A 13,651-nucleotide genomic window follows, 5' to 3' on the forward strand; every position below is an offset into this window, starting at 1 on the left:
CTAGCGGCGGAAGCGCCCGTGCTTGTCGATGATCGACAGGTCGGTGAACTCGATGCCGCTGTGGTCGGTGGGCGAGTAGGCGACGCGAACGCCTCCCAGGTCGATGTCCAGCGATTCCAGCGAGCGCAGCAGCTCGGCGTGGTTGCAGCCGTTCTGGCAGCGACGCAGCGCTTCGACCGTGACCTTGGCCGCCGAGTAACCCTCCATCATCGCGGGCGTGAGTTGCAGGCCTTTCTTGCTGGCATGCCCCGCGGCTTCACGAACCAGCGGCACGGCCGCCAGGCGCTCGTCCGGGAACACCTGGCTCACCATCACGCCGCTCGCGTTGCCTCCGAGCGACTTGATGAACCCGGTCGAGGCGTTGTTCGAAACCGTGGCGATGGAGGCCTGAACCTGCGCATTGCGCAGCGCCTCTACACCGGCGGCGACCGCCGCGCCCGCTCCGACCAGCACGATCGCATCCGGGTTCGCGCGCTTCACGTCCGGCACGGCCTTGCCGATGTCGACCGTCTTGCGGTCGAACTTGTGGACCCCGAGCGGCGCGAGCTTGCTCTCGGCGAGGCCGGCGACGATGCCGGTGGCCACGTCCTCGCCAAACGAATCGTTCACGTGGATCAGCACCACGCGCCGCTTGCCCAGCTGGATCAGGAATTGCGCGAGCTTCTCGGCCTCGGAGCGGTAGGACGGCCGCACGTTGAAGACGTACCGCTTGATGGGCTGGTGAAGCACCATCGCGCCGGTGGACGGGCCGATCAGCGGCACGCCCGCGCGCTCGATGATCGGCAGGATCGCCTCGTTGTGCGGAGTGCCGCGCACCAGGAGGAGTGCGTCCACGCGGCTTTCGTCGATCAGCGACTCGACGTTCTTCGTGGTGCGCGCGACCTCGAAGTTGTCGTCGCGCTGCAGCAGCTCCACGCGGCGTCCCTTGATTCCGCCGGCGGCGTTCACGGCGTCGAAGTAGAGCTTCGCTCCGTCGAGCAGCTCCAGCATCGAGGCGGAGTTGGGTCCGCTCGAGGGTCCGCTGTTGCCGATGCGGAACGGCTTCCCCGGTGTTTGAGCGTGGGCAAACGAGGAGGCGAGCAACAGCAGGGTGACGAGGAGCGTGCGCATCGTGAATCTTCTTGTTCTGATTGAATGACACGCATCGTAGGTAACTGCAGCGCAATTGCCTGTGTCCCACGTCACTCGGCGGTTTACAGCGGTAACCGGCGGGAATGGCACGGGCGGGATTGGTGACTCGCAGCGGCTTCTGACACACTTGCGCCTGCCGTACCTTCAAACCCCATTCACCTGGAGCATCAAACAATGAGATTCACGAAATTCGCCGTGGCCGGCTTGCTGGTGGCCGCGGGATCCGCCCTGGCGCACGATCCCGACGCCCTGGCCGACATCAAGAAGCGCGGCACCATTCGCCTGGGCTACTCGGAGACGTCGCTGCCGTTCTCGTACAAGAACAAGGACGGTGAAGCGGGCGGCTACTCGGTGGAGATCTGCAAGCGCATCGCGGCCTCCATCCAGAACCAGCTCAAGATCGCCGATATGAAGACGGAGTGGGTGCCCCTCACGCCGACGACGCGCCTCGATGCGGTTGCCGGCGGCAAGGTGGACATGGAATGCGGCACGACCACGGTGACCATCAAGCGCCGCGAGCAGGTGGACTTCACGCTGCCGATCTTCATCGACGCCGCGGCGCTGCTCGCGCGCCGCACCTCCGCGACGACCATGGCCGATCTCCAGGGCAAGAAGGTCGCCGTCGCCGACAAGACCACCACGCTCGCCGCGGTGGAAACGGCGCTCAAGAGCCGGTTCATCAACGCGCAGGTCGTGAAGACGCAGACGGTCCAGGAAGCCTTCGAGATGCTGAAGGACGGCAAGGTCGATGCGATGGCCGGTGATCGCACGGCGCTGCTCGGGACGTTCCTGGCGGCCGGCGGTGCTGAGAACCTGATTCCGCTTCCGGAGGAGCTCTCGTACGAGCCGTACGCGATCGTGGTTCGCCGCGGCGATTCGAAGCTTCGGCTGGAAGCCGATCGGGTGATCGCGCAGCTCTATCGCACGGGGGACATCGAGGGTGTCTACGCGCGTTGGCTGGCCCCCCTGGGCAAGCCCACGGTGGCCCTGATCACGCTCTATCGGATGAATGCGCTGCCGGAATAACAGGCAAAAAAAAGGGGCAGGATACCTGCCCCACAAGGCGCACTCTTGAAATACAGGAGGGTACTACGTGCCCTCTACTTGCAAAGTTGGTGCCAATTTTTGCAAGCGCTTGAAAAGTTTGGGATTCAGGGAAGTTGTCGTCCATTTGGCGACACCCGTACCCCTTAGTATGTCGCCAATCGGCGACAGCCTACCCCGGCAACTGCACTAACTCCCTGATTATACACAAATCGCGCCTGTCGCTGAAAAGCGACGGGTGCGACTTATTTGGCGTCAGCCTTGAAGAGGGCCGCTTCGATGCCGTGACGCTGCAAAAGCTTGTAGAACTCGGTCCGGTTTCGCCTCGCCAGCTTGGCCGCCTGGGAGACGCTGCCCTTCGTGAGCTTGAGGATACGCGTCAGGTAATCCCGCTCGAAGCGCTTGCGCGCATCCTCGAAGGAGGTCATCTCGTGCATCTCGACCTGGATCGCCTGCTCGACGAAAGCCTGCGGAATGATCTCCGTCGGGCACAGGGCGATCGACTGCTCGACGACGTTGAACAGCTGGCGGACGTTGCCCGGCCACTTGGCTCTTACCAGGTGCTCGAGCGCTTCCGAGGAAAACGCCGCCTTCTCGCGCCCGTAGCGGGGGGCGAGCGTGGCGAGGAAATGTTCGGCGAGGCGGGGAATGTCCTCGGGCCGTTCGGCCAGCGTGGGCAAGCGCAGCGTCACGACGTTCAGGCGGTAGTAGAGGTCTTCGCGGAAACCGCCTGACTCCTTCTCCTTCGCGAGGTCGCGATGGGTCGCCGAGATGATGCGCACGTCGAAGGGAATCGAGCGGGTCGCGCCGATGGGGCGGACCTCGCGCGTCTCGATCACCCGCAGGAGCTTCACCTGCAGGGCGAGGGGCATATCGCCGATCTCGTCGAGGAACAGCGTGCCTTTGTCCGCGGCGACGAAGAGGCCGCGCTGGTCGGCGATCGCGCCCGTGAACGAGCCCTTCATGTGCCCGAAGAGCTCGCTCTCGAGGAGGGTCTCGGGGATCGCGCCGCAGTTGATCGCGACGAACGGCTGGTTGACCCGCGGGCTTGCACGGTGAATGGCGCGCGCGAGCAATTCCTTGCCCGTGCCGCTCTCGCCCTGGATCAATACGCTCGCGTCTCCCGCGGCGACGCGCTGCGCTTTCGCGAGCAGGTCCTCCATGAGCGACGAGTGCGTGATGATGTCTTCGCGCCACAGTTGCCCGGCGCCGTTCCCGCGCGGACCGGAGCCGCCATGCAGCGTGAGGGCCCGCTCGATCTGGTAGAGGAGCTCGCTCGGATCGTAGGGCTTGGTGAGGTAGCCGAAGACGCCGCGCTTCACCGCCGCGACGGCATCGGGAATGGTCCCGTGGGCCGTGAGGATGATCACCGGCAGGCCCGGATAGGACGCCTGGATCTCCTGGAAAAGCGCCATGCCGTCCATGCCATCCATGCGCAGGTCGGTGAGCACGAGCTCGGGCCGGGACGCGGCGATGGACGCGAGCGCGCGCTGGCCCGAATCGACGGCCGAGACGCCATACCCGTTGGCTTTGAGGCGGATCGCGAGGAGCCGGAGGAGATCCGGGTCGTCGTCGACCACCAGCAGCGAGGCCTTGCCTTCCTTCGACATCACTTTCCTTGCGTGGCGCGTTTCGAGAGGCTTTTCTCGAGGCTCGTCAGGGCATCGATCTTCTGCTGCAGCTGCGTCACGCGTTGCTCGAGGTGGTCGGCGCGGTGCTTTTGCGCGTCCATCGCCTTCCGATCGTCACGGGAGCGGCCATTCGCCACGGCGGCGCTCTCCTTGAGCCGGCGGCGTTCCAAGGCCATTCCTTGCAAGAAGCTTGCCATTGCGAGGGCATCCGCGTCCTGGATGGCGTATCCCTCCCGCAAGAGGGGTTCGATGAGGGCCAGGATGTCGGCCTCTTCGGATTGCGGGGACGTGGAGAGCGCGAGGGCGGCCTTGAGGCGGGCGAGGTCGGTCGGGTCTTTCTTGGCGAATTCGCGTTGCCGGGAGGTCTCCAGGGCGAGCGCGGCTTCGTCGAGGGCCCGGAGGCGATCGAGGTAGGCCAGGAGCTCATCGGCGCTGGTGGGCTTGCGGGGCGGCGCGGGCGCGACGACGACCGGAGCGGGTTTCTCCTCCTCGAGGAGTGCGCAGGCGCCGAGGCCGAAGGCGCAGGCGGCAAGGGCAAGCCACTTCATGCGGCTTCCTCGAGATCGCGCTTGCGCGGGAAGCGAATGCGAAAGTGCGCGCCGGGACCTTCGAGGATCTCGACCTCGCCTTTGTGGAGCTGGACGTACTCCTTGACGATCGACAGGCCCAGGCCGCTGCCCTTGATGGCCGCCAGCGGCGAGTCGGTGCCGCGATAGAAGGCTTCGAAGACCTTGTCGCGCTCGGAGGCCGGGATGCCCGGCCCTTCGTCGGACACCTCGAGCACGGCGTTCGCGTGGTCCTTGTAGAGCTTGATCGAGATGAGGCCGCGCTCGGGCGAGAACTTCACGGCGTTGGAGAGCAGGTTGTCGAGCAGCACGCGGATCTTTTCCTCGTCGCAGTAGGCGGTGACGTTCTCGCAGTTGAGCTCGACGCGGATGGCCTTCGCGACGATCGCGAGCTTGCGGTCGTTGATGACACGGCGCACGACGTCGCGAAGCTGGACGATCTTCGCGTCGAGGTAGGCCTGGGAAGCATGCACGGCGGAGTAGTTGAGCAGGCCCTCGATGAGCTTGCGCAACTCGATGGAATTCTCCTGGAGGATGAGCGCGATCTCGCGTTGCTCGGCATTCAGGTTTCCGACAACCCCGGAGGACAAAAGATCCGAGCCCTCGCGCAGCGCCGTGAGCGGCGTCTTCAGCTCATGCGACAGGTGCTGCAGGAAGCGTGTCTTCTGCGCTTCGAGCGAGATGAGCCGTTCGCGCAGCCAGTCGAGTTGCTCGCCAAGACGCACCATGTCGCCCGGTCCCTCGATCGTGATGGGCTTGGCGAACTGCCCCTCGCCCAGGCTGCGGATGCTCGAAGTCACCTGCGAGATGGGCTTCGCGATGAGGAAGGTGAACGAGGCGATGAGCAGGACCGCGGTGGGGATCATCGCGATCATCAGCCAGAAGACGCGGTTGCGCGATTTCACGGCCTGCGTGCGCAGCTGCTCGATGCCCTCGTCGATGACCTGGTCGCCGATGCGAACCAGCGCAAGGCCGCGATCGGCGATGTCGCCGAAATCCGCGGCGAGTCGCATCGAGAGCTCGGCCGTTGGGTGCGACTTCATGAGCGTCTGGTGCACCGTTTCTTCCTGCTTCGAGATCGCCGTCGCCTCGGCACGCTGGTCGTCCGAGAGCGGCATTTCCTCGAGTTGCTTGAGCGAGGCCTGGAACGCCGCGCGGTTGGCGCGATAGGCCTCGAGGAAGGTCCCTTCCCCCGCGACGGCGTATTGCCGGGCCGAGCGCTCGAGGGCATTGATGTTGACGGTCAGCGCGCGGCTTGCTTGCGTGACCTTCACGGCGGAGAGCACGGCCTGCTCCGAGAGGGCGGCCAGGCGCTCGAAGGCCACGGCATTGGAAAACAACGCAAAGAGGAGCGGCGCTGCGACGATCGTGAAGCCGATCAGCAGCAGCGAGAGGAATGACTTGGGGTACGTGAGCCGCATGGCTTATTATCCCCGAACCCGCCGCAAGCCGAGGCGGACTACTGGACGCGCCATGTACGAGTCGGAAGCCACCCGCTTTCTCAAGGAATTCCTCGCGAAGAACCCGCAGGTTGCCGCCCAGCGCCCGAAGCTGCGCGCCACGTGGTGGGACCGCCCGCAGGACCCGCAGACGCAACGCGAGCACGAGGCCTCGGACGCCCCGGCCTCGTCGTACGTCTACTTTCCCCCGCCCAAGCCTTAACCGGCCAGCAGGTTGAGGACGCCCTCGAGCCCGACGTAGTCGAGCGCGTAGGTCGCCTTCGCCTTCACCACGGGTTTCGCGTGGTAGGCGACGCTCGTTCCCGCTTCGGCCATCATCGGCAGGTCGTTCGCGCCGTCGCCGATCGCGAGCACGCGCTCCTTCGCAATGCCGAGCTCGCTCGCGATGCGCTGCAGGTGCGCCGCCTTTCCGCCCGCGTCCACCAGCGGTCCGCTCACGGTTCCGGCGAGTTTGCCGCCGGCGACGTCGAGCACGTTGGAGTACGCGTAATCGAGCTTCAGGCGATCGCGCACGCGGTCGGTGAAGTAGGTGAAGCCGCCGGAGACGAGCAGCGTCTTCACGCCCTGGTCTCGCGCCGCCGCAATCAGTCGCTCTGCGCCCGGATTGAACCGCAGGCGATCGGCGTACACGCGCGCGAGGGCCGTCTCATCGAGGCCTGCAAGCGCAGAGACACGCTGGCGCAGGCTCGTGGGCCAATCGATCTCGCCCCGCATGGCCGAAGCCGTGACGGACGCGACCTCGGTCTTGCGTCCGGCGAAGTCCGCGATCTCGTCGATGCATTCGATCGAGATCAGCGTCGAGTCCATGTCCATCGCGAGGAGGCCGAAGTCGGCGAGTGCGCGGCCGGGCGCGACGAAGCCCCAGTCGAGGCGCGCTCTCGCGCAGTGGGCCGCGACGGCGTCTCGCTTCGCGGCATCGGCATCGGCGCCGGTGATGCGGAAGGCATTGTCGGCGATGCGCTCGATCGCTTTCCCGGTGGCGATCGAATGGAGCGCCTTCAGGTCGGGTGTGGCGACGTCTTCACCCTGGATGATGAGGTTGAGGTTCGTCATGCGAGCCTTCCCAGGAAGCGCCGGACTTCGTTCGCGCGGGCCTTGAGGTCTTCATGGGACGGCGCGATGCGCACGCGGTCCGGCCCGGGGAGTGTATAGAGGCGGCTCGATTGCACCAGTGCGAGGACCTTGCGCGCATCGATCGGCGGCTGCGGCACGAACTGCACGACGATCGCCGCGGGGCTCGCATCGATCTTCGCGACGCCAAGGGGCGCGCCCTGGATGCGCAGGCGATGGCATTCGAGCAGCACGCGCGTGGGATCGGGCAGTGGACCGAAGCGATCGACCAGCTCCTCGGTGAGGCGCTCGATGTCTTCAGCCGTGGAGCCATTCGCGAGGCGCTTGTAGATCACGAGGCGCTCGTTCACGTCGCCGCAATAGGTCGTCGGGAGCAATGCCGGTGCGTGCAGGTTGACCTCGGTGGCGACGGCGAAGGGCTTCGAGAGGTCGGGCTCCTTGCCGGCCTTGAGCGAGCGCACGGCCGATTCGAGCATCTCGGTGTAGAGCGCGAAGCCGACATCGTGGATGCCACCCGATTGCGATTCACCCAGCACTTCACCGGCGCCGCGGATCTCGAGGTCGTGCATCGCGAGGTAGAAGCCCGCGCCGAGCTCTTCCATCATCTGGATCGCTTCGAGGCGCTTCTTCGCGTTGGCGCTCAGCGCCTCTTCGGGTGGCGTGAGCAGGTACGCGTAGGCCTGGTGGTGCGAGCGGCCGACGCGCCCGCGCAACTGGTGCAGCTGCGCGAGACCGAAGCGATCGGCGCGATGGATGATGATCGTGTTGGACGTCGGCACGTCGATGCCGGTCTCGATGATCGTGGAGCACAGCAGCACGTTCGCGCGCTGGTGGTAGAAGTCGCGCATCACGCCCTCGAGGTCGCGCTCGCGCATCTGGCCGTGCGCGACGGCAATGCGCGCTTCGGGCAGCAGCTTCTCGAGCTCCTCGCGGCGGTTCTCGATCGTCTCGACTTCGTTGTGCAGGTAGTACGCCTGGCCGCCGCGCTTCAGCTCGCGCATCACGGCCTCGCGCACGATGCCCGCGGTCTCGCGATTGACGATGGTCTTGATGGCGAGGCGCCGCTGCGGCGCCGTGGCGATCACCGAAAAATCGCGCAGGCCCTCGAGGGAGAGGGCGAGGGTGCGCGGAATGGGTGTCGCGGTGAGCGTGAGGACATCGACCTCGGAGCGCAGTTGCTTCAACTGTTCCTTCTGGCGTACGCCGAAGCGATGCTCCTCGTCGATGATCACGAGCCCCAGGTCCTTGAACTTCACGTCCTTCTGGATGAGCTTGTGCGTGCCGATCGCGATGTCGACACCACCGCTCGCCAGTCCCTCGACGCCGGCGGCGATTTCCTTCGCGCTCCGGAAGCGCGAGAACTCGGCGATCTTCACGGGGAAGTTGGCGAAGCGGTCGCTGAAATTCTCGAAGTGCTGTTCGGCGAGCAGCGTCGTCGGAACGAGGATCGCGACCTGCTTGCCCGCGGCGACCGCGACGAACGCCGCGCGCATCGCCACTTCGGTCTTGCCGAAGCCCACGTCGCCGCAGACCAGCCGATCCATGGGCTTGCCCGAGGTCATGTCGAGAACCACGGCCTCGATCGCCGCCGCCTGGTCGGGCGTCTCCTCGAATTCGAAGCCCGCGTTGAAGGCCTCGAAGTCCTTTCCCGCGAGCGGGAACTGGAAGCCCTTGCGCGCTGTGCGCTTCGCATACAAGTCGAGGAGCTCGGCGGCGGTATCGCGCACCTGCTGCGCCGCCTTGCGCCGCGCTTTCTCCCACGCACCGCTTCCGAGCCGGTGCAGCGGCGCCGAATCCGGGGACGCGCCGGTGTAGCGGCTGATCACATGCAGTTGCGAGACCGGCACGTAAAGCTTGTCGCCGCCTTCGTACTCGAGATACAGGAATTCGGTCGGGCCCTCGCCGAGATCCATCGTCACGAGGCCGCGATAGCGAGCGATACCGTGCTGGCTGTGGACGACGGGATCGCCTTCCTTGACCTCGACGAGGTCGCGCAGCATGCCTTCCGCGCTCGACTTCGCGCGCGCATCGCGGCGGCGCGCCTGGCGTACCTGCCCCGGGTAGAGCTCGGCTTCCGTGACGATGGCGATCGGCTGGTCCGTGCGCTCGAAGCCACTGGTGACCGGACCGAATGCGATCGCAAGCGGATGCGTGGCGGCGAGGAATGCGTCCCAGCTTTCGATGAGTACGGGATGGACGTCGTGCTCAGCCAAGAGCTGCATTAGGGTCTCGCGCCGGCCCGCGCCCTCGGCGGAAATGAGGACGCGCCCCGAGTACTTCGACAGGAATTCGCGCAGGCGCTTCAACGGCTCCACCGAGCGCCGATCGACTTCCAGCCTCGGCAAGGCGCGCGCGCCCGAGATCTCGGGCGAATAGTCCTTGCGTTCGAATTCCTTCAGGGCGATGAAGAGATCCTCGACCGGCAGGTAGAGGTCCCTCGGCTCGAGCAGCGGCCGGTCGCGGTCGCCACGCAGCAGCTCGTAGCGCGACTTGAGATCCTTCCAGAACGACTCCGCGCTGCCGGCGAGCTCGCCGTGGATCACGAAGCGCGTGTCCTTCGGGACATAGTCGAAGATCGTTTCGGTGCCGCTGAAGAAGAGCGGCAGGTAGCACTCCACGCCCGCGGGCGCGAGGCCGCTGGAGACGTCCTTGTAGGCACGCGATCGCGACGGATCGCCTTCGAAGCGCTCACGGAAATTCTCGCGGAAGCGCGCACGGCCCTCTTCGTCGAGCGGGAACTCGCGCGCCGGCAGCAAGCGGACTTCGCCCACCGGGTAGATCGAGCGTTGCGTATCGACGTCGAAGGTCTTGATCGATTCGATCTCTTCGCCGACGAGGTCGATCCGGTAGGGAACGGCGCTGCCTGAGGGGAAGAGATCGACGAGACCGCCACGAACGCAGAACTCGCCGGGGCTCATCACCTGCTGCACGTGCGCGTAGCCGGCGAGCACGAGTTGCCCGCGCAGCGCGGCGAGATCGAGGCGATCCTTCTGGCGCAGGTGGAACGTGCGGCCCGCGAGGTACGAGCGAGGGGGGAGACGCTGCAACGCGGTGGCGACCGGCACGATCACGACGTCGAAGGAGCCACCCTGCATCTGCCAGAGCGTCGCGAGCCGCTCCGAGATGAGGTCCGGGTGCGGGGAGAATTCCTCGTAGGGCAGGATTTCCCAGTCGGGCAGTCGGTGCACCCGGAGCCGCGGATCGAACCAGGCGGTTTCCTCGCGCAGGCGCTCGGCATCGGCGGCCGACGCGGCCAGCACGAGCAGCGGCCGGCGCTCGCGCGCATGGCGCGCGAGCCAGAGTGCGTCAGCGCTCAACGATTCAGGCGACGGAGACCGGAATCTTGCCGATCTTCGCGCGCCACTCCGTCGGGCCGGTCTTGTGCACGGACTCGCCCGTGGAATCGACGGCGACCGTGACCGGCATGTCCTTCACGTCGAACTCGCGGATGGCTTCCATGCCGAGGTCTTCGAAGGCGATCATTCGCGAGCCCTTGATGGCCTTGGAGACGAGGTAGGCCGCACCACCCACGGCGATGCAATACACCGCGCCGTGCTTCTTGATCGACTCGATGGCGACATCCTTGCGCTCGCTCTTGCCCACCATGCCGATGAGGCCGGTCTTCGCGAGCAGCGGCTCGACGAACTTGTCCATGCGCGAAGCCGTCGTCGGGCCCGCGGGACCGACCACTTCCTCGCGCACGGCGTCGACGGGACCCACGTAGTAGATGAAGCGATTGGTGAGATCGACGGGCAGCTTCTCGCCCTTGGCCATCATGTCGGTGAGCCGCTTGTGCGCGGCATCGCGGCCGGTGAGCAGCTTGCCGTTGAGCAGCAGGCGATCGCCGGCCTTCCACGTCGCGATCTCGGCCTTGGTGAGCGCATCGAGGTTCACGCGCCGGCTCTTCGACGTGTCGAAGGTGAGCTTGGGCCAGTCGTCGAGCGAAGGCGGCTCGAGCTTCGCGGGACCGGAGCCGTCGAGCACGAAGTGCACGTGGCGGGTGGCCGCGCAGTTGGGCAGGAGTGCGACGGGCTTCGAGGCCGCGTGCGTCGGGTAGTCGGTGACCTTCACGTCGAGGACGGTGGTGAGGCCGCCCAGGCCCTGCGCGCCGATGCCGAGCGCATTCACCTTCTCGTAGAGCTCGAGGCGCAGTTCCTCGGATCGTGTCTTCGCGCCGCGCGCCTTCAGCTCATGGATGTCGAGCGGTTCCATCATGGCCCACTTGGCCATCAGCATCGCCTTCTCGGGCGAACCGCCGATGCCGATCGAAAGCATCCCGGGCGGGCACCAGTCCGCGCCCATCGTCGGAACCTGCTGCAGGACCCAGTCGACGATGTTGTCGCTCGGAAGCAGCATCGCGAACTTCGATTTGTTCTCCGAGCCGCCACCCTTCGCGGCAAGGATCACATCGACCTTGTCGCCGGGCACGAGCTCGACGTGTGTCACGGAGGGCGTGTTGTCGCCGGTGCTCTTCCTCTTGCCGTCCGGGTCCGCGAGCATCGAAGCGCGCAGCGGATTGTCCTTGTCGGTGTACGCGCGGCGCACGCCTTCGTCGACGAGTTCCTGCAGCGACTTCTTCGTGTCCCAGCGAACGTCCATGCCGACCTTGATGAAGGCGATGGCGATGCCCGTGTCCTGGCACATCGGCCGGCGGCCTTCGGCGGCCATGCGCGAGTTGATGAGGATCTGCGCGATCGCGTCCTTCGCCGCGGGCGACTGCTCGCGCTCGTAGGCTTCCACGAGCGGCTTGATGTAGTCGAGCGGGTGGTAGCAGCTGATGAACTGGAAGCCGTCGGCGACGGAGGCGATGAAGTCTTCTTCGCGGATCGTGGTCACGACGGCTCCTAGTGGTTCTTCCCTGGCGTGGGGTGGGGCATGAGCCGGTCCGACGCGGCGATCGCGATTGCCGAGAGCAGGAACGTGATGTGGATCGCCACCTGCGCGATGATCACCTTGTCGTCGTGGTGCGCGGCGTTGATGAACGTCTTCAAAAGGTGGATCGACGAGATGCCGATGATCGCGGTGGCGAGCTTCACCTTGAGCACCGAGGCATTCACCGACGAGAGCCACTCGGGCTGGTCGGGGTGGTTCTGCAGGCCCATGCGCGAAACGAAGGTCTCGTAGCCGCCGACGATCACCATGATCAGCAGGTTCGAGATCATCACGACGTCGATCAACCCGAGCACCACGAGCATCAGCACTGTTTCGTTGGGCTTCGTGGGGCGCACGCCGCCTTCCACCGTGACGGCGTCGAGCAGGTGGGTGAGCGAGTCGGCGTTGCCGAAGGTCGCCAGAACGAGGTGGAAGAGCTCCTGCCAGAAGACCCAGACGTAGATGCCCTGCGCGACGATCAGGCCCAGATAGAGCGGCAGCTGCAGCCACCGGCTCATGAAGATGAGATTCGGGAGGGGTTTCAGGGGGCGCAGCACTTTATCGGGAGTCATCGGCAGGTCTGGATGGTGAGCGGAGAAGGCGTGATGCCAGGGACTACGGAGGGCTGCCGAATTTTACCATTGCGCGTGCTACCGGCCGAAGGCAATCACACCCCGTCGAATGGTCATTCGGACATTCGAGAAGTTCCCGGTGTCGCGTGACGGATCGCCGGAAAGCAGCACGAGATCGGCATCCATTCCGGGCGCGATTCGTCCGCGCCGTGCCGACTCCCCGAAGCGGGCTGCCGGCGCCGTCGTGAGCGAAGCGAGGATCGCGCGCCAGTCGAGGCCGGCGCGGCCCATGCGCAGGAATTCCTCGTCGGTGCCGCGATACGGGATGAAGCCACCGTCCGTGCCGAAGAGGATCTGGCCGCCGGCACGGGCGTAATCCCCTACCTCTCGCTCGATCGCGGCGATGTTGTCCACGCTACCGAACAGGGTCAGCGTCGGGACCATCGCCATCCCGCGTTCGCGCATGCGGGCGTTCACGGCGGGCGACCAGTCGTCCGTGTCCTGCAATGGATGGGCGATCACATCGACGCGCGCCGCGATCGCCACCTCGAGGCCCGCGAGGTTGGACGCGTGCGAGAAGACGGGCTTGCCAAGCTTGTGCGCTTCGTCCGCGGCCGCCGTTGCGATTGCGGTGTCCATCGGCAGCACCTTGCCCTGGCCCATGCCCGAGCCGGTGAAGAGCTTCACCGCATCGGCGCCTTCGGCGACCTGCTTCGCGACGAGGGCACGAGCCTCGGCCGGCGTGGCCGGTGTGTTGAACATCTTCAGGATCTCCGGTGGCAGGTCGCGCAGGTACCAGGGGATGCCGTTGACCGGATAGAACGGGATGCCGGTGGTGAGGATGCGCGGCCCGACGACTTCGCCGCGCTCGATGCGCGCGCGCATCGCGACGGTGTTCGCGGTATGCGAGCCGATATCGACGACGGTGGTGAAGCCCCGGCGCAAGGCGATGTCGTTCAGTTGTTCGCCGAGCTTCGCCGCCGGTTGCGAGGCGGCGCCTTCCCAGATCGGCTCGGTGAAATGGATGTGGCTGTTCTGGAAGCCGGCGACGAGGTGTTGTCCTTGCGCACGAATGGTCGGGACGTCCGCGCAGACGGAGATCGCGGCTGCCGTACCCACCGCCACGATCTTGTCGCCGTGGATGAGGACGACGCCATCGGCGATCGGCGCTTCAGTCGGCGAGGGATAGACGGTTGCACCGATGATGGCGAGCGTCGGCGTCACGCAGCGATCGGTCATCGTGCTGCAGGCGGAGCAGAGAAACGCGAGCAGGGCGAGGGTGGCGTGCAATGCGCGCAAGGGCG

The 13,651-nt window shown here is 66.0% G+C and carries 11 protein-coding genes; 2 read left to right on the forward strand and 9 right to left on the reverse strand.

From position 1 onward, the window contains the following. Positions 1-1,110 (reverse strand): ABC transporter substrate-binding protein, encoded by a 1,110-nt coding sequence (locus DSM104440_RS06145; RefSeq protein WP_171161165.1) that lies wholly within the window; start codon positions 1,108-1,110, stop codon positions 1-3. A 195-nt stretch (positions 1,111-1,305) separates the two neighbouring features. Here DSM104440_RS06145 and DSM104440_RS06150 point away from each other — a divergent pair, with 195 nt between their 5' ends. Beyond that, positions 1,306-2,157 carry an amino acid ABC transporter substrate-binding protein gene (locus DSM104440_RS06150; RefSeq protein WP_171161166.1) on the forward strand — a complete coding sequence of 284 codons (852 nt, stop codon included), beginning with the start codon at positions 1,306-1,308 and terminating at the stop codon, positions 2,155-2,157. Between the two features lie 263 nt (positions 2,158-2,420). Here DSM104440_RS06150 and DSM104440_RS06155 read toward each other — a convergent pair whose 3' ends face one another. From DSM104440_RS06155 to DSM104440_RS06165, 3 genes are read right to left on the reverse strand one after another with little or no spacing between them, the layout of a single operon-like run. Continuing rightward, complete coding sequence (locus tag DSM104440_RS06155) at positions 2,421-3,785, reverse strand: sigma 54-interacting transcriptional regulator (RefSeq protein ID WP_171161167.1); 1,365 nt, start codon at positions 3,783-3,785, stop codon at positions 2,421-2,423. Next, positions 3,785-4,354: a hypothetical protein gene (locus tag DSM104440_RS06160; RefSeq protein ID WP_171161168.1), complete on the reverse strand. Its 570-nt coding sequence runs from the start codon at positions 4,352-4,354 to the stop codon at positions 3,785-3,787. Before DSM104440_RS06160 ends, DSM104440_RS06155 begins: the two co-directional genes overlap by 1 nt. Then, positions 4,351-5,793 carry a sensor histidine kinase gene (locus tag DSM104440_RS06165; protein ID WP_171161169.1) on the reverse strand — a complete coding sequence of 481 codons (1,443 nt, stop codon included), beginning with the start codon at positions 5,791-5,793 and terminating at the stop codon, positions 4,351-4,353. Before DSM104440_RS06165 ends, DSM104440_RS06160 begins: the two co-directional genes overlap by 4 nt. Before the next feature lie 52 nt (positions 5,794-5,845). Here DSM104440_RS06165 and DSM104440_RS06170 point away from each other — a divergent pair, with 52 nt between their 5' ends. Next, on the forward strand, positions 5,846-6,034 hold the full coding sequence (locus tag DSM104440_RS06170; RefSeq protein WP_171161170.1) for a DUF3460 family protein: 189 nt from the start codon (positions 5,846-5,848) through the stop codon (positions 6,032-6,034). On the opposite strand, the gene serB is transcribed toward DSM104440_RS06170, so the two are convergent. The 5 genes from serB to DSM104440_RS06195 form a co-directional block, all read right to left on the reverse strand. Next, a complete protein-coding gene (gene serB / locus DSM104440_RS06175) occupies positions 6,031-6,885 on the reverse strand; it encodes a phosphoserine phosphatase SerB (RefSeq protein ID WP_171161171.1) in 855 nt (284 codons plus the stop codon). The genes DSM104440_RS06170 and serB overlap by 4 nt on opposite strands. Continuing rightward, complete coding sequence (gene mfd / locus DSM104440_RS06180; protein WP_246212102.1) at positions 6,882-10,220, reverse strand: transcription-repair coupling factor; 3,339 nt, start codon at positions 10,218-10,220, stop codon at positions 6,882-6,884. Before mfd ends, serB begins: the two co-directional genes overlap by 4 nt. Positions 10,221-10,224: 4 nt before the next feature. Further along, complete coding sequence (locus DSM104440_RS06185) at positions 10,225-11,739, reverse strand: fumarate hydratase (protein WP_171161172.1); 1,515 nt, start codon at positions 11,737-11,739, stop codon at positions 10,225-10,227. Between the two features lie 8 nt (positions 11,740-11,747). After that, positions 11,748-12,347, reverse strand: coding sequence for a YqhA family protein (locus DSM104440_RS06190; RefSeq protein WP_171161173.1), 600 nt, complete (start codon positions 12,345-12,347; stop codon positions 11,748-11,750). A gap of 78 nt (positions 12,348-12,425) precedes the next feature. Next, the gene (locus tag DSM104440_RS06195) at positions 12,426-13,646 is read right to left on the reverse strand and encodes an amidohydrolase family protein (RefSeq protein ID WP_171161174.1); all 1,221 of its coding nucleotides are present in this window, start codon (positions 13,644-13,646) and stop codon (positions 12,426-12,428) included. Between the last annotated feature and the right edge of the window lie 5 nt (positions 13,647-13,651).

This window comes from Usitatibacter palustris (assembly GCF_013003985.1).
GTDB classification, from domain to species: domain Bacteria; phylum Pseudomonadota; class Gammaproteobacteria; order Burkholderiales; family Usitatibacteraceae; genus Usitatibacter; species Usitatibacter palustris.

Excerpts from the sequence above, each read along its gene's own strand:
- DSM104440_RS06190 (WP_171161173.1), bottom strand. The coding sequence starts at position 12,347 with ATGACTCCCGATAAAGTGCTGCGCCCCCTGAAACCCCTCCCGAATCTC.
- DSM104440_RS06170 (WP_171161170.1), top strand. The coding sequence starts at position 5,846 with ATGTACGAGTCGGAAGCCACCCGCTTTCTCAAGGAATTCCTCGCGAAG.
- DSM104440_RS06155 (WP_171161167.1), bottom strand. The coding sequence starts at position 3,785 with ATGTCGAAGGAAGGCAAGGCCTCGCTGCTGGTGGTCGACGACGACCCG.
- serB (WP_171161171.1), bottom strand. The coding sequence starts at position 6,885 with ATGACGAACCTCAACCTCATCATCCAGGGTGAAGACGTCGCCACACCC.
- DSM104440_RS06150 (WP_171161166.1), top strand. The coding sequence starts at position 1,306 with ATGAGATTCACGAAATTCGCCGTGGCCGGCTTGCTGGTGGCCGCGGGA.
- DSM104440_RS06165 (WP_171161169.1), bottom strand. The coding sequence starts at position 5,793 with ATGCGGCTCACGTACCCCAAGTCATTCCTCTCGCTGCTGCTGATCGGC.
- DSM104440_RS06145 (WP_171161165.1), bottom strand. The coding sequence starts at position 1,110 with ATGCGCACGCTCCTCGTCACCCTGCTGTTGCTCGCCTCCTCGTTTGCC.
- DSM104440_RS06160 (WP_171161168.1), bottom strand. The coding sequence starts at position 4,354 with ATGAAGTGGCTTGCCCTTGCCGCCTGCGCCTTCGGCCTCGGCGCCTGC.